Raw genomic sequence first — 20573 nt, forward strand, 5'->3', positions numbered from 1 at the left:
GTATAACCGAGCGACGCCTTTGCTCTTTCATATCAAAATTTAAACTAATTTACACATACTCATTTACTAAATCATTACTTGATAGTAAATATTTCGCCAATGCTTCAATTTCATCGCCAATTGGTTGATCGGCTAATAATGGTGGGCAAAATTCTCGCACTTTCTTTAAGAATTTACTTGTAGTAGGAGATAATTGCTCTTCTGCCTTGTCTAAATGAATAGCCTGTGATGCACAAATCAATTCGATAGCTATAACGCGAGCAGCGTTGTGAACAATCTGACGTACTTGACGTGCCGAAGTTGTTCCCATACTTACATGATCCTCTTGGTTACCTGATGTAGGAATAGAATCCACACTCGAAGGATGTGCTAAAACTTTATTTTCTGAGACAATAGAGGCTGCTGTATATTGAGCAATCATAAGCCCACATTCAATCCCAGGGTTTGTTGCTAGAAACGGTGGCAGCCCTTCATTAAGTTGAGGGTTTACCATACGTTCTGTACGTCGTTCTGAAATATTGGCCCACTCACATACACCTATTTTCAAAAAGTCCATTGCCAAGGCTATTGGCTGTCCATGGAAATGCCCACCCGATAAAACCTCCCCGCTTTCTAAAACGATTGGATTATCAGTTGTTGCATTCATTTCAGTTTGAACACGGTCCTGTGCGTAGAAAAATGACTGCCAAGAAGCACCATGTACTTGCGGTATACAACGTAGTGAATAAGCATCCTGCATGCGAATTTCACCCTGCTTTGTCACACGTTTACTGCCATCGAGCCACTTACGAATACGCCCGCCCACTAGTTCTAACTCTGGATGTGGTCTTACTGCTAAAAGTGCTGGATCAAATGCCGAGGTAATGCCCTTTAAAGCTTCCAGTGTTAAGCTAGCAGCCATATCCGCTGCAAGACCGATTCGTTCAGCTTCATTGACCGTTAATACACCTATACCCGTCATAGCTTGTGTACCGTTAACTAATGCTAGCCCCTCTTTAGCTTGAAGTCTAACAGGGGTTAATCCTGCTTGCTTTAGCGCGTCACTACCACTCATGATTTCTCCGTTAAACTCAGCCTTTCCTTCTCCCACTAACACTAATGCCAAATGTGATAAAGGCGCTAAATCACCACTTGCTCCTACTGAACCTTGTGACGGAACAATTGGATGAACACCTTTATTAATAAGATTCAACAATAGTTGGACAGTTTCCTCACGAATGCCAGAAAATCCTCTGGCCAAAGCATTGGCACGTAACACCATCATTGCACGTACAACATCTGTTGGGAATGGTTCACCAACACCGGTTGCATCTGATCGTAATAAATTTAGCTGCAATAGCTCAATGTCTTCTTCTTCAATTTTTATATTGCTGAGTTTACCAAACCCTGTATTCACACCATAAATTGTTTGGCCTTCAGCTAAACGCTTTTCGATACGCTCTCTACTTAAACGAATACGTTCCAAACTCTCTGTAGCAAGCGCAACTGTTGCTTGCCCCTTCACGATTTCCTCTATTTGTTGTCTTGTTAATGTATTGCCATCAAGCTCGATGATTGACTTCACATGACATCCCCCTATTCCCTATATGGCTATGTAAATAAAAATTATCTTCATTCATATTTTCGTAATATGAAAACATCAGTCTCAAATTTTTTAAGCGTTTTCATAACAAAAGTTGGCTTCTGCTGATGATCAATTACTCTATTTACATTGTACTAACTACCTTTTTCAGAATATAGAGAATTTTAATAGAGAAAACAAGACTTTTTTCAGATTAATATGTTATTTTTATTAATATAACCGTACTTTTATATGAAACTAGAATATTTTAAGAAGGGCTGATGGTATGAAGCTGTTATTAATTGATCGCGATCCAACCGACCTAGCAGGAATAAAGTGGTTTTTACATACATATTTCCCTGGAGATGTTTTTATTGAAATGTGCACAAGTATTTCAGAGGTGTCTCATAGCATTAAACAATTTGAACCTGATGCCATACTGTTAAATATCGATATATTCCCTAATAATCGCTTAGCAGCTCTTTATCGCGATATACAAAAGCTTTCTGGTGCCATTTTAGCAATGACAACTGAGCCATTATTTAAAAATGCTTTGAAGGCAATTGATTTACAAGTTGCTCATCTTTTTGTGAAGCCTATTGATTTAGAGCTATTAAAGAAAAAACTCACAACCATTTCTCTTCGCACACCACAGATTACAGAAGATGCTCAAGAGACTACAAACGATTCCTTTTATAATCAATTATTTTTAGATAATAAATCAAGTTCAATTGAGACAACATTACATTTCACAATGATTGAACCCGAGCATACTGAAACCTTCAATAAGCTTTACAATTGGCTTCAACAAACACCGATTCACTTTCATATGAAAACCTATCCTCTATCTAATAGAATCGTATGTCTTTTTCAAACAAATGATATAAGGATTGTGGAAAAAGATGTACGTACACTTATGAAGGAATGGCGTTTGATTAGTAATAGTTCTTTAAATATCGGCATATATGATGGAACACCTACAACCATTAAAACTATGTATACATTAACAAAGCGTGCACTACATCAAAGTTTTTATGAGGGCTTTGGCCATATTTTTTATGCGAGCAAACAATATGAAACTCAGCCCTTTGATCCCTTATTGACACCAGAAGAGCAACAATTACTAATAAGTAGTTTGGAAGATGGAAACCTAGAGGCCGTTAAAACATTTTTATATCGGCTTTCTAATGAAGGCATATATTATGAGCAAGACGATTTACGCATTCATTTGACGAGTGTCTTAGCACAAATTAGACGCTTTATGCTGAAATATAAATTACATGAAAAAGCGGTTATCGAACAACACTACCGTCAGCTATTTCATTTAATCATTGAGCATCCTATATTTTATACGATACTCAATGGGATTATTTCTTTCACGCAGACATTAATTGAGTTAGCAAGGGAAGCTCGAATAGAGAAACGAGCTGATTATGTTGAACTAGCTATAGAAATAATTGATCAACAATTTAAAGATAGCGCACTGTCTCTTCCCTTTGTCGCTCATAAGCTTGGAATAAGCCCCAATTATTTAAGTACAATTTTCTCAAGAAAACAAGGCTTGCCATTTAAGCGCTATTTACAGCAAGTAAGAATTCATCATGCCACAAAAATGCTGCGAGAAACAGATTTTGCTATTAGCGAAATCGCTCATTTAAACGGTTTTGATGATCCAAATTATTTCATAAAATTATTTAAGCAACAAATTGGTATTACGCCTAACCGATATAGAAAAAATTAAAAGATTAATTTTCAATTAGTTGATTTTATTTTCAATAAAGATTTTATCATGATGTCATTATCTTGATCTTAATATGACAATTATCTATAAAATTGAGATTAAATAAAATAAATTTAAGTTAAAAACTATGTATAAACCCTATGTCTAGCGCATATATTTATAGTTTATACTTAAATATAAAAATTCTTTAACGATAATTATTATAATGTACTAGCAATTCTATTTTATATTTGTTATAGTTATAGACGAAGAGTTTGACTCACATTTTTTTCAGGAGGTAAACTAATATGACAAACGCAAATGATCGTAGCCGTCGCTTTACAACAGCAGGTGGTGCTCCAGTAGTAAGTAACCATGACTCTATGTCAGCAGGTCCACGTGGCCCTCTTTTACTTCAGGATGTATGGTTAGTTGAAAAACTAGCAAATTTCAACCGTGAAGTAATTCCAGAACGTCGTATGCACGCAAAGGGCTCAGGTGCATTTGGTACTTTTACTGTAACGCATGATATTTCACAATATACTAAAGCGAAAATCTTCTCAGAGATCGGCAAGAAAACTGAAATGTTCGCACGTTTCTCTACAGTAGCGGGTGAGCGTGGTGCAGCAGATGCAGAGCGAGATATTCGTGGCTTCGCCCTTAAATTCTATACAGAAGATGGAAACTGGGATTTAGTAGGGAACAATACACCTGTATTCTTCTTCCGTGACCCGTTACACTTTACAGATTTAAACCATGTGGTAAAACGGGACCCACGTACAAATATGAAAAATGTCAACTCTAACTGGGATTTCTGGACTTCATTACCTGAAGCACTTCACCAAGTGACAATTGTTATGTCTGACCGTGGTATTCCAGCTGGTTACCGTAATATGCACGGATTTGGTTCTCATACGTATAGCTTTATCAATACTAATAATGAACGTGTTTGGGTTAAATTCCACTTCCGTACAGAGCAAGGCATTAAGAACTTAACTGGTGCCGAGGCTAATGAGATTATTGGTCAAGACCGCGAATCTTCACAACGTGATTTATATGAAGCAATTGAAAAAGGCGATTTCCCTAAATGGAAAATGTACATTCAGGTAATGACAGAGGAACAAGCTCGTGAGCTACCATACAACCCATTTGATTTAACAAAGGTATGGTATAAAAAAGACTTCCCATTAATTCCTGTAGGTGAATTCGAGTTAAACAAAAATCCAGACAACTACTTTGCAGAAGTTGAACAAGCTGCATTCGCACCATCTAACATTGTTCCTGGCATCAGCTTCTCACCAGATAAAATGTTACAAGGTCGTATCTTTGCATATGCGGATGCCCAACGCTATCGTCTTGGTGTAAACCACTATATGCTTCCTGTCAACGCACCAAAATGTCCATTCCGTACTTTCCACCGAGATGGAGCAATGCGCTTTGATGGCAATCTTGGTTCGACATTAAGCTATGAACCAAATAGCTATGGTGAGTGGGAGCATAATTTAGACCATAAAGAGCCTGAATTACGTATTGATGGTCATGCAGGTATTCATGATTTCCGTGAAGACGATAATAATTACTTTGAACAACCAGGTAAACTATTCCGTCTATTGACTTCGGAAGAGCAGCAACGCTTATTTGAAAATACCGCGAACGATATGGCTTCTGTTGAAGAATTCATCAAACGCCGTCACATCCTTCACTGCTATCTAGCTGACCCAGCATATGGTGAAGGTGTCGCTAAAGCGATGGGTCTTTCCTTAGAAGGTATGGACCTTACAAATCCATATGTAAAACAACCAACAAACGTTTAATATTCCACTTTATTATTGATATCCAAATCCAACTTTCACTCCATGTGAATCCACTATTCACATGGAGTTTTTTTATTAAGAAAAGGCCTATGTCTATTTTTTTGACATAAGCCTTTTCTTTCATTATTGGTAAATTTGACTGCCTGCTTTTTTAAACTCCTCAGCCTTTTCTTTCATACCTTGATGGATCGCTTCAGTCGTATTCAAATCCTTATCTTTCGCATAATTACGAATATCCTGTGAAATTCTCATGCTACAGAATTTAGGTCCACACATAGAACAAAAGTGTGCTGTTTTTGCTCCCTCTGCTGGCAGTGTCTCATCATGATATTCCACTGCACGCTCGGGATCTAGTGACAGATTGAATTGATCACGCCAACGGAACTCAAAGCGCGCTTTAGACAGTGCATCGTCTCGTTGTTGTGCACCTGGATGACCTTTTGCTAAATCAGCAGCATGTGCAGCAATTTTATAAGTGATAACGCCCACACGAACGTCCTCGCGATTCGGTAAACCAAGATGCTCTTTCGGTGTCACATAACAAAGCATCGCTGTACCAAACCAGCCAATCATGGCTGCCCCAATGGCTGATGTAATGTGGTCATAACCTGGAGCAATATCTGTTGTGAGTGGTCCTAATGTATAGAAGGGAGCTTCCTTACAAACCTCTAATTGCTTGTCCATGTTTTCTTTAATCAAATGCATTGGTACATGACCTGGTCCCTCAACCATTACCTGAACATCATGCTGCCAAGCAATCTGTGTTAGCTCGCCTAGTGTTTCAAGCTCTGCAAATTGTGCCTCATCATTGGCATCTGCAATTGAGCCTGGGCGTAAACCATCACCTAAGGAAAAAGCAACATCATAGGCTTTCATAATTTCACAGATTTCCTCAAAGTGTGTATACAGGAAATTCTCTTGATGATGATATAAACACCACTGTGCCATTATAGAGCCACCTCGAGATACAATACCTGTCACACGATTTGCTGTTAGTGGTACATAGCGTAAAAGGACACCTGCATGAATGGTGAAGTAATCCACACCCTGCTCAGCTTGTTCAATGAGAGTATCACGATAAACCTCCCACGTTAAATCCTCTGCTACACCATTTACCTTTTCTAAAGCCTGATAAATTGGCACTGTTCCCACTGGCACTGCCGCATTTCGAATAATCCATTCTCTAGTTGTATGAATATGTTTACCAGTCGATAAATCCATAATATTATCTGCGCCCCATCGAGTTGCCCAGGTCATTTTCTCAACTTCTTCTGCAATGGAAGAAGATACAGCAGAATTCCCGATATTCGCATTGATCTTTACATGAAAATTACGCCCAATAATCATTGGCTCTGCCTCAGGGTGATTAATATTAGAAGGCATTATAGCACGCCCAGCTGCAATTTCTGAACGTACAAATTCAGGATCCATATTTTCACGAATCGCTACAAACTCCATTTCAGGCGTTATAATTCCCTTTCGTGCATAGTGAAGCTGTGTCACATTTTTACCTTTTTTAGCACGCAAAGGCTTTCTCGCCAACTCAGGGAAGACATTTTCTTGAATACGCGGGTCATCAACATGACGAAAGCCATTATCCTCCGGTTTAATGGAGCGTCCCTCATATGCTTCTACATCCCCTCGCTCTTGAATCCATGCATTTCGTAAGGCAGGTAAACCTTTCGTAATATCTACTTGGTAGGCTGGATCTGTATAGGGCCCACTCGTATCATATACTCGAATAGGAGCATTTTCTTCATTTCCAAAACTGCCTGTTGTCGGACTTAATGCAATTTCTCGCATAGGTACTAGAATATCTGGGCGTGATCCTTCCACATATACTTTTTTGCTTCCTTCAAAGCTGGACATAATGGTAATATTCTTTTCACTAATTGCTGACATGAGCTACTTCTCTCCCTTAAATTTATTTTGATATAAGGACCGATTCTAGCTCACCCCAACAATCCAAAAAATAAAGGCCGAATCCAAAATAATTATTTGGATCCGGCCACGAATGTAAAGGTCTATTGATTGCATACTCTGCAATAGCTTCTTAACTTTCCCACGCTGGTATGAGCCAGATCAGGTCCAAAGGGTCAAGAAACTTCGTAGCGTTTCCCTCTCAGCCTGACTCATCAGACTCCCCTAGTTAATACTATTTAGTTTGATGCTAGTGTAGCAGATAATACTAAGAGATGGAAGCTATTTTTTATCTTACTAGGTAAATAATACTTCTGCAAAATAGATCACAATGGTTACAGTTATACAGCTTACAATGGTTGAAAATAAAACAGCTTGCGCGGCTGTTGCTGATTCTACATCATATTCCAATGCTAGACTAGAACTATTGCGGGATGTTGGAAAAGCACTAGCTATAAACAGTGATTGTGCGACGACTCCATCTAATCCCAATATATAAATAATGGCCAATGCAACAGATGGTCCAATAATTAATCGCGTCAAACAGCTGATAAAGACGGTTTTATTAAACATTGATTTCATCTCTAATTGTGATAATTGCGCACCTAAAGTAATTAGAGCCACAGCAATAAATCCATCTGCCACATGTTCTACTGGTATTTTGATAAACTGTGGAATACCGATATCAAAATAATTCATAGCGACACCTATAATAAGCGCATGAATAATAGGCATTTTAAAGAAATCCTTGATGATTGTCATACCTGACTTTGTAGAAGAAATTAAATTGTATAAACCATATGTATACGTAGTCATATTTTGAAAGATTACGAGCATGACCTGAATGGCTACTCCAATAGGTTGCGTGGCAAATATCATTTGAGCCACTGGAATACCGTAATTACCCGAGTTAATGAGCACAACACTATTTTTAAAGACAGCTGCCTCTGTTCTAGCTAAACCTAACCCTTTTGCCATAAAGTGACTGAGTATCATTTGACTACCGATAAAGAGTACAATAAATAATCCGACCTCTCCCAGTACAGTTAATTCCACATGTGTTTCATATAAATTTACAAAAACAGCTGCTGGCATAAAGCAATATGTAATAAGCTGAGACAATGCTTTTAAATTAAAGCGAAATTTCTTTTGTAGTATAGCGCCTATTACAAGTAACACTAAAATAGGTACAACAATTTGAAAGAAAATCATTCCGAGATATATCATATCAATGTCCCCCTTCCAGTGTTAATAGTAGTGTTGAATTCCTTCTAGGTCAATTTCTCCGGCTTTCACCATAAAGAAGACTGCCTCTATATTGAAGGCAGCCTTTCTTTTTAAGCAAGCTTAAATCGGTTTACAACTTCTTGTAGCTCGTTTGAAATATCGTTCATATTTTGAATAGACTCTGCTACTTTTTGTAATTCTACTTGTTGATCCATTGCAGAAGCACTTACTTGTTCCGCAGAGGCTGCTGTTTGCTCTGAAATAGCCGAAATACTTTGGATAGCCATGATTGCCTGATTTTTATGCTCTAACATGCTAGATAGTTTATTCATTAAATCACTAATAGAATTTGCAATTGAACCCGACAAATCACTGCTATCTTTAAATGCTAGTTGCGTGCTTTGTACGGACTCATTTTGAGATTGCATTAAATCTGCATTAGATGCAATCACAGCAACCGTCTGCTGAGAATTTTCAAGAATACTTTCTACTGTACTCTTAATAATTTCTGTTTCATTCTTAGATTGTTCTGCTAGCTTTCTAACTTCCTCTGCAACTACAGCAAATCCTTTACCATGTTCACCAGCACGTGCAGCCTCAATACTTGCATTTAAAGCTAGCAGATTAGTCTGCTCGGTAATGCTTTGAATCGAAGCAATAATCTGATTAATATTGGCAATATTAGAAGCTAATGATTCCATTTGCTGCTGGATACGCCCATTCATTTCATTTGTCTCCATATTACGTTCTCTTAAACTTTCAACCTCATGCAATCCTTTTTCCGTTGTTACACCTGTTTTATGAGATAGCTCATCCATTTCATTAGAAAGAGCCGTAATAGCATCAATCTGATCTGATAAATCCATCATTCGATAATTTGTTTCTTCTGTATCCTCTGATTGCTTCGAAGCTCCTTGTGCAATCTCGTTGATAGCTACGGAAACCTCCTGACTAGAAGCAACTACCTCATTAAATGCCTCATTTACCTGATTAGAAGATTGGTTCAATAACCTCGCGGAATTTAGTACAGTTTGAATCGCACTATTGGTTTTATCTAACATATTATTATAGGCCACAGCAACTGCACCAATTTCATCAGGCTTAATATATCGCTCTTCTACCTTTTGTGTTAAATCCCCTTCGGCTGCAGTTTCAATCGATGCACGTAAAAATTTAAGTGGTTTTAATTGTTTATAGATGAATAACACACTTGCAGCTGTCATCAAAACCACCATAATAATGGAAGCAATAATCGTAAATACAAATACATGATTATATGTTTCTAGAATCTTTGATTCAGCTAACACGACTTGAACAGTCCATGTTTCGTCAATACCCTCTAAAATCATTGGAGCAAAAACATTATAGGCCTTTTCCTTCAGTTGATTAGAGTCAACGTACATACTTGTTAGTTCACCATTTTCCATTGTCTTACTAATACTTGTCCAAGTAGGATCCTCTTGCATATTGCGCCCAACTAGCTCATCACCAAAACTGTTAGCTGTTAGCACACCTTTATTCGTAATAATTGCCGCATAACCGCCTTCTGGGGCATTCGATTTTGTTAAATCATTTAAAAAATCTATTGATACATCGGCAGTCAATACACCGAAAAATGTCCCGGAAGCATTGATTAATGGCACTGAAATGGTTGTCATTAATACGGATTGGCCGTTTACATTATAATCATAGGGCTCTGTCAAAACTGCACGTCTCTCTTCTTTTGGTACCCAATACCATTCAGAAATACTCTTATCATCAATACCTTCGATTAGAGCAGTCGAGATATCATTTCCGTTCTTACTTAAATAAGGGATAAAACGTTTTTTAGTATCTACTAAAGCAGCTTCAGTTGGTTCTAAAATAATAGAATCTTGCTCAAAGATTGCTCCTACTCCAAGAATGTCATTATTGCTAGCTAAATTGTTTTCCATTACGTCTATGACACCCTTGGTAGACAACGTATTATTCTTCTCCATGCTTTCTATGATACGCTTTGTTGTTTGTAATGTCGTATTGGCTTTCTTAAATCTTTCACTCATAATAGCTGCAGAAGATTCAGCCGATTGTAATGTTCCATGCTCTGCGTCTTCAACACTTTGCTTTTTTATAATAATCCCCGTTATGACAGTATAGGATAAAAATAAAATAAGAAATAATCCTATTATAAGGGAAGAAAGTTTTAAGGCAATTCCTCTTGATTTTTTCATAACTAACACCCCCACTTTTATACTAATAATAATGGATGGATGATTGTATCACAATAAAATATTTAGCGAATAAAGTAGAAAATTTACAGAATTATAGAGAAAAATACCGATACTTCACCAAACATTTATTTTTCAATATAAAGGACTAATGACTTATTTGAATGGAGATTCATAGTAAAACATCCTCTTCTAATTCTAAATTATGGAAAAATATGATATATTAACTATTAAATAGAATGATTGGAGTGACTTAAATTGAAAAATAAAGCGCTATCAACATTAATGGTCACGGCTATTACAGCAACACTAGTATTACCAATGTCTACGGCAAGTGCCACAATATCTCAAATACAATCAAATTTATATGAGACACAGGTGGCAGCAGCCAAAAAGGTAATAGGTGAATCCGTAACGATCAAAAATATAACAAAAGATACTGTGATAACATCTAACGGTACATTTAGAATTCAATCTGCATTAAAGCCCCTATTCAATACATCAAATAAAACAGCATTATCCAATGCCCGAGCAACTATTGTCGTGAAAAACGGACAAATTACCGACGTTACAGCATTAATATTAAACAAAGCAGGTATTAGCAAAAAATCTGTTTATTTTGATGGAGGTAACGCACAAATCTCTGGAGACCTCACTGTTAACGCGGACTATGTAAAAGTTCAAAACGTTAGTGTGGATGGTCAGCTTATCATTACAAACAGAGTAAAAAAAGCTGTTACACTTGATGATGTAGTAGTAAGTGAAACAATTACACTAAAACCAATTGTAACGAAAAAGGTAAGTTGGCTATACGTTACTTTAATCGATATGAAATCATCAAACATCAATTTAGCCCGTACTAAAGTCAACGTATCGTCTGATCAACTTCTTTCCAAAGTAGAGGTAGTAGGCAAAGTAGAATCCTTTGGAGCAATGGCTAATATTGAAAAACTTACAATTGATGTAACAAAAGATTTCAACCTTTATGGAGAAGGTAAAATTGAGCAAATCGTTGTAAAAGATGGAGCTAAAGTAGCTTTAGATTCAGGGCATCTAGTAAATAATGTACAGGTGAACGATAGCCGTATCTCAGTAACGCTCCCTGTCATTGATAAAAAAGAACTTAATGCACTAATTGCATCCCCGCCATATGTACAAGTATCTGTAAACGGCTATGATATATTAAATACGGATAAATGGACAACACATACAGACCGTGCAGTATTTGATTCTGCTGTAGTGACTGCAAGAGCTGTAGCGAACAATAATAGCGCCTCTCAAGAACAAGTGAAGAACGCCATCATTCAATATAAAAATGCACTGGTAGTCTACCAGGCTGCACAAAAGAATGGCACAAAGTATGGCTACGGTGATAAGGCATCACTACAGTCTTTAATTAATTCTATTCAATATGTTACAGTGTCTTGGGATGGATCGAATATTCCATATAATTCTCAATGGACTACTCAATCAGAGAAAAACGCAATTGATTCTGCTGTTTCATCTGCTCAAGCAGTCGTAAATAATTATTATGCTACTCAAGCAGATATTGCCAATGCTATCAATAATTTAAATAATGCTATTTGGACTTATAAGAATGCCTATAAACCTGGAAATAGTGGACAATATGTTGATAAAACTTATCTACAATCACTTGTAAATCATGCAAAAGATATGTACGTGATGGTTTCAGAAAATGGGATAGGTATACCATCAACTACTAATTGGACAACATACAATGAGTGGTATATTTTTAACTCAGCCATTTCACACGCTGAATCACTTTTAGTTAATAGCAATTCGACTCAATCGGATGTTTCATATGCGGTAGATCAATTAAATAGTGCGATTTCTACCTACACGGGACAGTATAAGCCAGGTAAAAATTAGGCTGTTTGAAGTTAAAAACAGGACTCTGAAAGCTACAGAGTCCTGTTTAAAAAACTATCTAGTTAAAAGCATCTACTTGTATTATAGCATTTGCCTGCTTCCATCTACGATACCAAACCTCAACCTCCTCACTTAGTTCCACTGCCAAGTGCTCTTGAAGCATCTTTTTTAACAGCCAGTATTGCTCCTCAACGGCAGCTGAATTACTCAGTAGCTCATAAAGCTTCATTAAAGTAAAATAGTTATCTTCTGCATCAACGTATAGTTCTTGCACTTTTTCCTGCACCTTTATAGCAGCATTGTAACTTTCATTTCTTATGTAAAATTCGCTTAGTCGCTGAGCATGGTGCAACCACAGTCTCCTAAATAATCACCCGTATACATCTGGAATACTTGTTCATGTTCATCGACTGTTGTCTGCTGTATTGAAGGTAATGATTTTAAGCGAGATAGCCATTGTTCTACTTCCACTACAATATTTTCAACTACTAGTTTGTAGCCAGAACTCAGCAATGGACTTAAAATCTTCACGCCCTCAACCCAATAGTTTTTTAATGTTTTCCGTATGGTATAAGTGGCTGTATAAAGCTGTTTTGATGCTTTATCAACATCAGACTCTGGCCAAAATAACTCTAGAAGCGTATCACGGAAAATCATTTCATTTTTATGCTCTAGCATGTAAGCAAAGGATGCTCCTATAAATAGACCTGTTACATATTATTTTACGCTAAATACCACCGAAAGCGACATTATTATGGCATTCATGCCAATCACTATATACAAGGTGGCTTTAATAGAGAAATAATTTTAGGAGATTTTCTAAAGGAACTTAATTAGCAGTATGCTTAGTTTTTCTATTTTTATTCCTACCTGAATTGATGAAGGAAAATATGCGAATTCAAACCATTGATTTGTGCTACCTATTATTATTTATTTTAGCTGCTCCGATCCGTTTTTTCTTTAATACACTGAATTCTATTATTTCCTAACATGGTGTTGATAATGAGAGAAGATGGAGGAATTGTTACTCGCCTTTAGTGATTATCTATAAATGAGCTTTGATTTTAGAATGTCGATTTAACTGTACCGATTGACTACGAATTAAAACTTGACGCGCCTATAGAACAAATACGCTTTGGTGACAGAGTACAAATCATATAGGCCGTACCCCCAAAAATAAAGCTATTTGTTCCTCCATTGTCGATACAAACTCTTGTGAAAAATGCTATTCAGCATAGCATTTTACTATTACAAGAAGGAGGCTCATTCCAATAAGCTGATTTTTGAATTAGGATAATATTCATTTTTAGTAACCAAAAAAGACTAGGCTTACAAAAAAGCCAAGTCTTTCTCGGTTTATTTAAGATTTAAGACATTGACAAGATTACAAATAATAGCTTACTACACTTTTCTAAACAAATCCTGAACAAGTTAAGTAATTCAATAAAACAGCCACCATACCAACATAACTTACTTGTAGATATCGTTCATAAATTTAGCAATCCCTTACTAAAAAATAAAAGAACTAGATAATAGCATATCTAGTCCCTCTTCAAATTGTACGCTATGATTCTCACAATAATCACAACAATAAAAAATTAACATAACCTCCTCAACAATTTCTAAACATTAACAAGCACCTCTTGCCACTAATATTTAATATTTTGAAAGCTGTTCTGTCACATCTTGATAAAATAAAAGTGAGAATTTGTGGCCTCCTCACACACCCGCTCTCAAACATACGGTTCATCACCACAACTGCTTGGCTTGTGTTAAGGATGCATTTGGGTTGAAGCTATCATCATCTAAGCCCTTAATGAAATTGGCTGTACGATTTGTTTCAATAAGTCACAATGAGTATTTCACTTAGAGTCGAAAGATAGGCAAAAAAACTATCAACTATCTACCTATTCATCTAAAAATGCTTAAAAATATCCTAGGCTATGATAAAATTAAAACAACACCATATATTGGATAAACCTCTGCGAACCGAGGCCAATTTTATCTATAATTATTATGGAAATAGGAGGTTTCTCATCATATGAAAAATAAAAAAAAATTAGTATTACTGTCTTTATTGGCAGTTCCCTCCCTTCTTTACAGCGCGCCAGCATCGGCTACTGAAATATCAAAGCCAGCCTACATACTTGCTAGCTACAATGCTAACGTGGCAAATGTTGTACAACTAATTAACAACATTAACAATACAACTGCTACTTTCCAAACAAATTTAGAGGCAGCTTTGAAGGCTTACAATGCTTTAACGGAAACAGAAAAACAGTATGTTACGAACTACTCCACATTGTCAGCACATCAGCAGACAAGAATTGCTTATCGTAAGCTTGCAGCACAAATTGAAGAGAAATTGTATTCTGTGGATTCTACGTCCTCTAATTATTATCAAAATGTTATTGAAACAAAAGATTGGTATAATACCCTGAATGCAGCGCAAAAAACCTTTGTAAGTGCATCTGCGCAAAAAATTCTAACTTCCTATATCGCGCCAAATACATCTGTTGACAAGGTGGTTAATAAAATTCAATTGATTAATTCATCTCGTCTCTCGTTCCATAAAGATGTAGCCAATGCCCGAGCAGAGCTTAATGCATTACGTAGGTTTTCAAATATTTCTTTACCTGTAGGTATCGAGCAACAATTACTTGATGCAGAACAGCTGGTTGTAAAGGATAAGGCAGCAGCTAAAGAAGTTGAAAACGCTATTGCAGCTTTATCACCAAAAACATCGACAGCTCAGGATGTGCAGGCAGTCAAAACTTCTTTTGAAGCATTAACACCTGTTCAACAGCAACTCGTCCCAAATGTATGGACTTTAGTGGATTTTGTACAAGGAAAACACACACTTCCTACAAAAGATAACATCCCTAAAACACCTGTTTTATCTGATGCAGCAGCTGTCCCAGGGAAAACTACAGCTATGACAAAAAATAAAAATATCTATAAAGCCAAAATTAATGTAGCCGCATCAGAAAATGACACGGAACGTTTTATTCTAACAACAAAAGACAAAATGACCATTATCATTCCTCCACTTTATACACTTGTGAATGAAGATGAAGGGGTGATGGACATTCAAGTTACAAAAAGGGGCAATCGCATTACACTTATAGCAACATTAAACAAAGAACCAGTAACTTTTGATGCTAATATGGAAATCATTATAGAAGGCTTACCAGCCAATTCTTCCTTCAATCGCTCAAATGGTTTTGGCAAGCAAGTTCCAGCTGACTTTATCATCAGTGGAAATCGTCATATTATCCAAACTACTACTCCTGGCACGTTCCAAATCGTAAGAAATTAAATTAAAGCACTAAAGAAACAATGTTGGTTTCTTTAGTGCTTTCTTTTTGAAAAATAATCTCTATTATTACAAGTTCACTTTAAAAAAGAATAGACAAAGTCAAATAATCAAACTTATCTCATCGTAAATAAAAATATAATCGATCCATAGATGTGATGTATCAATAAACATTTATGAGGTAAACCATCCATTTTTAACTTATTTAGTTGTAGCAACTAGTTGATCCACAATGAAATCTAGCTGTTTTGATAATGAATAAATGTCGTTGTAGTAACAAAAACCAAAATCCATTTCGATAAGCCTTCCTTCTTTAATGGCAGGAATGTTAGCCCAAACTGGATGATCTGTTAAATCTACCATTCCTTCATAAGATGAGCGGAACACATAATCTCCTGCATAATCTGTTAATACTTCTAATGAAACATCGATTGCCTCATTGGTGTTGTTTTTATCATCTATTTTCTTTTGAATAATATCTGGTGCTTTTATTCCTAAATACTCATAAATAGCTTGAGAACCACGTCCAAAGGTATAGCTTGTTACAACAGACATTTTTCCTTTGCCGCCTTCCATAATACTAACCGTTCTATCTGAAATACCTGCCTCTTCTAGCTTCTCTTGGCTATCCTCTACTTTTGTATAGAAATTAGCTAAAAGCTCTTTTGCTTCTTTCTCTTTCCCTAGTACTTCACCAATCTTTGTTAAACGTTCATCTAGAGAGGTTGAGAAATCGATCATGACAGTAGGTGCAATTTTCTCCATTTGATCGTAAAGCTCATTCTTACTTGGGATAATGATGACATCAGGTTTTAATTGGATTACTGCCTCGACATTTGGTTCAAACCATTCACCTAAACTTTCAACTGTTTTTAATTCTTCCTCAAATGCTGCTCCCTCTTGTATTTTAGAAGAACCCACTGGTGTCACATCAAATGCTAGTACATCACCTGTATAATACATCACCACTACTCGCTCAGGGTTAACAGGTATTTCTACGTCTCCTTTCATAGTAGAGACAGTTTTTGTTTGTGATTCGCTTACTGTTTGAGTGGTAGAGGCTTGTTTTTCCCCGCCCTGTGTACTGGTTGATGCCCCACTACTGCAAGCACTTAATAAAAGCGTCAGACATAGAAAGAGTGTTGTAAAAGCTGATAAACCTCTTTTATTCATTGGTTCATACTTCCTTTCATTATATTGATAACCATTCTCAATATAATCTTGGAAGCTCCAATCGACAATGGAGTATCTTTCAGACATTGAAGGACTATCTTTTATCAGATCACTTACTTTTTGCTTTTGACGGAATTTTGTAGGAGAAACGCCTACTCTCTTTTTGAAAAGTCTACTAAAATAATAGACATCACTATAGCCCACACCCATAGCGATATCGCGTAAGCTAGCATTCGTCTTCTCAAGCAAAATAGAAGCTTTTTCAATCCGTAGTTGAATTAAATATTCAATCGGGCTGCAACCTAATTGTTGCTTGAATTGAATGGATAAATGAGATGGACTATAGCGCAATGCCCTCGCAATGGATTCTAAGGTCAATGGCTGTGCATAATTTTGCTCTAGATAGGCTTTAATTTGACTAGAGACATTTAGTTTTTGAATGTCGACACTGTCCTGATCTAGCTGCATGAAAATTTCATTTAATAATTGATAGAATAGCGATTTAACAGTAAATTTGCTGAGGCTATTGGCATTTTCCCACTTCTTATACATAAAATATATTTTTTCAAACATTGTAATAGGCGAGTTAGGAACAAGACTGTATTGATAGTTGAAAGGATTATTTGTTTGTAACGCCCTTGCTATCATTTTATTTGAGGTTAAAGGAATGGAAGCTCGATAAAATATTAAAAAATATTCAAAGCCTTTGTCTGTAGCCATTATTTGTAGTGTGGTGCCCTTTCCACCGTGAATAAGATGAAAGCCCTCTAGTGTATAGTTTATTAAATCGATTTGAACTTCCGCACCACCACCTGTGGCATAAAGAAACATATTTGCAGGCAATTTATATGATTTTCCGATTTCCTCAGGTTTGAATAGCTCATATCTTATATCGAGCACTTTGATCGTTGCGTGATTCCAAAGAAATAGAAACTCCTCTTTTGGTAGCATCCTACATCATTCCTTCCAATTCTTCACTACCTACAAGTTTATTATAATTGATAATCGTTCTCAATATAAACCTGTATAAGCATAGAAAAATCACTCAAACAATCCAATGCCTGAGTGATTTTATGGAATTTCATTTAATTTTATTTAGTATGTTGTACTAGCATTTTCAATTATTTAGCTTATTTTTTATTCGTGAGCCAGTTTGTTAATTCCTCTACCTGAGCCAACACGGCTGTTGGGTCATAATACCATGAACGCTCCTCAGGCCAAACATAAAGATGATCATTTTTTACTGCTGGCAAGCTACCCCATATTGGATCTTTCTTAAAATCTTCAACTGTACGATCATCTGAAGTCAAAATAATGTAGTCTCCTGCATAATCTGCCAGCACCTCTTCGGAAATTTCAGCCCACTGCTTTTCCATCATTTCATCTGCTACTTTAGCAGGTGGTTTGCGACCAAGTGCCTGATAGACTGGTTGCCCACCACGTCCAAAATTATCACCATATGCATAATACGTTTTGCCTGCGTCCTCCATAATAGAGAAGCTTGCATCCTTTGGAATAATCGCATCTACCTGTGCTTTGGCATCGGCAATCTTTTGATCATATTGCGTAAGCCAATCCTTAGCTTCTTGCTCTTTGCCAAGCAACTCACCGAAATAAGTAAGTTCTTCGTGCGCATCCTTTAATTCACCAAAGGGAATGACAACTGTAGGAGCAATTTTACTTAAAGCATCATAATTTTCCCCATTGCCAGTAATAATCAAATCAGGTTTGAGCGCGATAATCTTCTCAATCGACGGTTTCCCATAGTCACCGATTTCTTCTACATCTTTTAATGCATTCTTTAAATAATAGTTTTCAAGTGCCAACCCAGGAGCCCCCACAGGTTTTACATCTAATACAAGCAAACTTGCAATATACTCCTCTGCTACAATACGCTGAGGACTAGTCGGAATAACAACTTCACCATTTGTCGTCTGAACAGTTTTTGCCTCTGCTTCTTTTGTATCTTGCACTGTAGTCGGACTAGAATTTTTCTCCTTTTCTCCACAAGCCGTTAACAGAAGTAATATTAAAAGAAATAGTGGCGCTATGAATTTTCTATTTTGTGTCAGCAATTTTTTCCCTCCATACATACCAGTTGATAATCATTCTCACTAATTGTAGAAGATTGTAAAATAACTGTCTATGTATGAAAGTGATTTGTTGCTCTGTATATTTATGATGTTAATACTTCCATTAATTTTTGTAATTGCATAGCTGTAGATAATGGGTCATAGCCATAAAATAATTCATACTGATTCAAAAAGTACACCTGTTTCTTTTGAACCGCTGTAAGTGACTGCCATTTTTCCGAATGTAATACCCTCAAGAGATGCTCTTTTCCAAAATCTTTTGTAGGAAGAGCAGTGACGAATATATAATCAGCTTGAAAATAAGCAATATCTTCAATATCTACTGTTAAGTAACCTGTTTGTTCAATATTTCGTGTGACAATCGCAGCTGGTCGACTAAAGCCCAAATCTTCGTACAGTATATGACTCCCTCTTCCATGACTACTATTTAAACAATATGCTTGATGACTACCTATTTCCCAAACAATAGCAGTCCCTCTTGCTCCATGTTGTTGGTCAAGAATATCGTTACACTGAGCTATCTGTTCATCATATTGCTGGAGCCAGCTCTTACATACTTCTTGTCTATCAACGATATGGGCAATCAACCCAAATTGCTCTCGCCAGCTTAATTCTCTACATGGTAGCTCGAATATAGGAGCTACTGACAGTAATAATGGTTTTTCATCACCACCACTGTAGTTAATAATGATATCAGGACACGCTTCGGTGATTGCCTGATAATTTGAAGCAATATCATACTCATAGCCTTTCAGTTTATGCGTATTAGGGACAGGCTTGATACCCTCTAGAAATGGAGAGTATACACCCAACACCGGCGTAATACCAAGAGCTAGTAAGCATGCTGTATGATTGGTATTGAGTGCAAGGACACGCTTCGATTTCTGATAATAGACTGTTGGTGATACACCTACTTTTTCTTTAAATTTCCGACTTAAATAAGTTCCCTCATTGTAGCCAACTTCCTCGGCAAGCTCATCTAATTTAGGCATTGTAAACAATAGCCTTTTCTGTGATTCTCGTATTCTTAGCAATGTTAAATATTCACTATATGTATAGCCTGTGTGCTTATGAAACGTCCGAGAAAAATGCTCTGGACTTACTTGTGCTTTTTTGGCCATCTGCTCTCTTGTTAATTCTTCACGGAAATGTAGATGAATATAATGAAGTACTTTATCAATCCATAGTCCTTCTTTTTTTTGATTATTTTCACGTAAAAGGCTGTATAGCACTTCTAGCATTTCACCAAATAATTTTTGTAAACGAAATGGATTATTGCTCTCAGTGTTTGCTTCTTTTTCTACTTCTTTAGCTAATTTCATCAGTCGATAGGAGCATTGCTCAATTAAGATAGAAGCTTGCAATAAACGATCAATTTTGTAGCCATAAACACGATATTGAATGATGATCCCTCTGCTTTCACATGTTTCTAGAAGATGAAAATCGTCAGTATTATCTAAAAGCATAACAGAATTTGAACTAAGCCTAATGTGCCTACCTTGAAGCGTACACTCTATATATCCCTCATATACTATGACCATAAATGGGTAGGTGAATTGTGTTTCTATGTCACTTAACATTTCATTTAATTTCACTATTTGTATAGGTTGATAAAAAATATGGGACAGTAGCTGATTGTCTTTGTACATTTA

Annotated in this window: 13 protein-coding genes and 1 riboswitch; of the genes, 4 read left to right on the top strand and 9 right to left on the bottom strand. The window is 36.5% G+C overall.

What is annotated here, in order from left to right:
* Nucleotides 1–49 precede the first annotated feature (49 nt).
* On the bottom strand, nucleotides 50–1564 hold the full coding sequence (gene hutH / locus HXV90_RS14330) for a histidine ammonia-lyase (protein WP_269897473.1): 1515 nt from the start codon (nucleotides 1562–1564) through the stop codon (nucleotides 50–52).
* 283 nt (nucleotides 1565–1847) lie between these two features.
* On the opposite strand from hutH, the gene HXV90_RS14335 reads away from it, so the two are divergent.
* Together HXV90_RS14335 and HXV90_RS14340 are read left to right on the top strand one after the other, a co-directional pair.
* A complete protein-coding gene (locus tag HXV90_RS14335; RefSeq protein WP_054548936.1) occupies nucleotides 1848–3302 on the top strand; it encodes a response regulator transcription factor in 1455 nt (484 codons plus the stop codon).
* A gap of 287 nt (nucleotides 3303–3589) precedes the next feature.
* On the top strand, nucleotides 3590–5095 hold the full coding sequence (locus tag HXV90_RS14340) for a catalase (protein ID WP_269897474.1): 1506 nt from the start codon (nucleotides 3590–3592) through the stop codon (nucleotides 5093–5095).
* 123 nt (nucleotides 5096–5218) lie between these two features.
* On the opposite strand, the gene thiC is transcribed toward HXV90_RS14340, so the two are convergent.
* The 3 genes from thiC to HXV90_RS14355 all read right to left on the bottom strand — a co-directional run bounded on the left by thiC (nucleotide 5219) and on the right by HXV90_RS14355 (nucleotide 10452).
* Nucleotides 5219–6997, bottom strand: coding sequence for a phosphomethylpyrimidine synthase ThiC (thiC, locus tag HXV90_RS14345; RefSeq protein ID WP_048390718.1), 1779 nt, complete (start codon nucleotides 6995–6997; stop codon nucleotides 5219–5221).
* Nucleotides 6998–7137: 140 nt separating this feature from the next.
* Nucleotides 7138–7252: riboswitch (TPP riboswitch) on the bottom strand.
* Nucleotides 7253–7312: 60 nt separating this feature from the next.
* Entirely contained in the window at nucleotides 7313–8242 is a 930-nt protein-coding gene (locus HXV90_RS14350) for an AEC family transporter (RefSeq protein ID WP_115673045.1), read from the bottom strand.
* A 110-nt stretch (nucleotides 8243–8352) separates the two neighbouring features.
* The gene (locus HXV90_RS14355) at nucleotides 8353–10452 is read right to left on the bottom strand and encodes a methyl-accepting chemotaxis protein (RefSeq protein WP_115673046.1); all 2100 of its coding nucleotides are present in this window, start codon (nucleotides 10450–10452) and stop codon (nucleotides 8353–8355) included.
* A 255-nt stretch (nucleotides 10453–10707) separates the two neighbouring features.
* Here HXV90_RS14355 and HXV90_RS14360 point away from each other — a divergent pair, with 255 nt between their 5' ends.
* Complete coding sequence (locus HXV90_RS14360; protein WP_269897475.1) at nucleotides 10708–12339, top strand: S-layer protein; 1632 nt, start codon at nucleotides 10708–10710, stop codon at nucleotides 12337–12339.
* 58 nt (nucleotides 12340–12397) lie between these two features.
* Here HXV90_RS14360 and HXV90_RS14365 read toward each other — a convergent pair whose 3' ends face one another.
* Nucleotides 12398–12613, bottom strand: a complete 216-nt coding sequence (locus HXV90_RS14365) for a hypothetical protein (protein WP_231595568.1) — start codon at nucleotides 12611–12613, stop codon at nucleotides 12398–12400.
* A gap of 56 nt (nucleotides 12614–12669) precedes the next feature.
* Nucleotides 12670–13017, bottom strand: a complete 348-nt coding sequence (locus tag HXV90_RS14370; RefSeq protein WP_269897476.1) for a hypothetical protein — start codon at nucleotides 13015–13017, stop codon at nucleotides 12670–12672.
* A 1363-nt stretch (nucleotides 13018–14380) separates the two neighbouring features.
* On the opposite strand from HXV90_RS14370, the gene HXV90_RS14375 reads away from it, so the two are divergent.
* The gene (locus tag HXV90_RS14375; RefSeq protein ID WP_269897477.1) at nucleotides 14381–15658 is read left to right on the top strand and encodes a hypothetical protein; all 1278 of its coding nucleotides are present in this window, start codon (nucleotides 14381–14383) and stop codon (nucleotides 15656–15658) included.
* A gap of 198 nt (nucleotides 15659–15856) precedes the next feature.
* On the opposite strand, the gene HXV90_RS14380 is transcribed toward HXV90_RS14375, so the two are convergent.
* From HXV90_RS14380 to HXV90_RS14390, 3 genes are all read right to left on the bottom strand, one after another.
* Nucleotides 15857–17779, bottom strand: coding sequence for an AraC family transcriptional regulator (locus tag HXV90_RS14380; protein WP_269897478.1), 1923 nt, complete (start codon nucleotides 17777–17779; stop codon nucleotides 15857–15859).
* A gap of 179 nt (nucleotides 17780–17958) precedes the next feature.
* On the bottom strand, nucleotides 17959–18903 hold the full coding sequence (locus tag HXV90_RS14385; RefSeq protein WP_269897479.1) for an ABC transporter substrate-binding protein: 945 nt from the start codon (nucleotides 18901–18903) through the stop codon (nucleotides 17959–17961).
* Nucleotides 18904–19004: 101 nt separating this feature from the next.
* A complete protein-coding gene (locus tag HXV90_RS14390) occupies nucleotides 19005–20570 on the bottom strand; it encodes an AraC family transcriptional regulator (RefSeq protein ID WP_269897480.1) in 1566 nt (521 codons plus the stop codon).
* Nucleotides 20571–20573 lie beyond the last annotated feature (3 nt).

The sequence above is a fragment of the Lysinibacillus sp. JK80 genome, assembly GCF_027557635.1.
Lineage (GTDB): Bacteria > Bacillota > Bacilli > Bacillales_A > Planococcaceae > Lysinibacillus > Lysinibacillus capsici.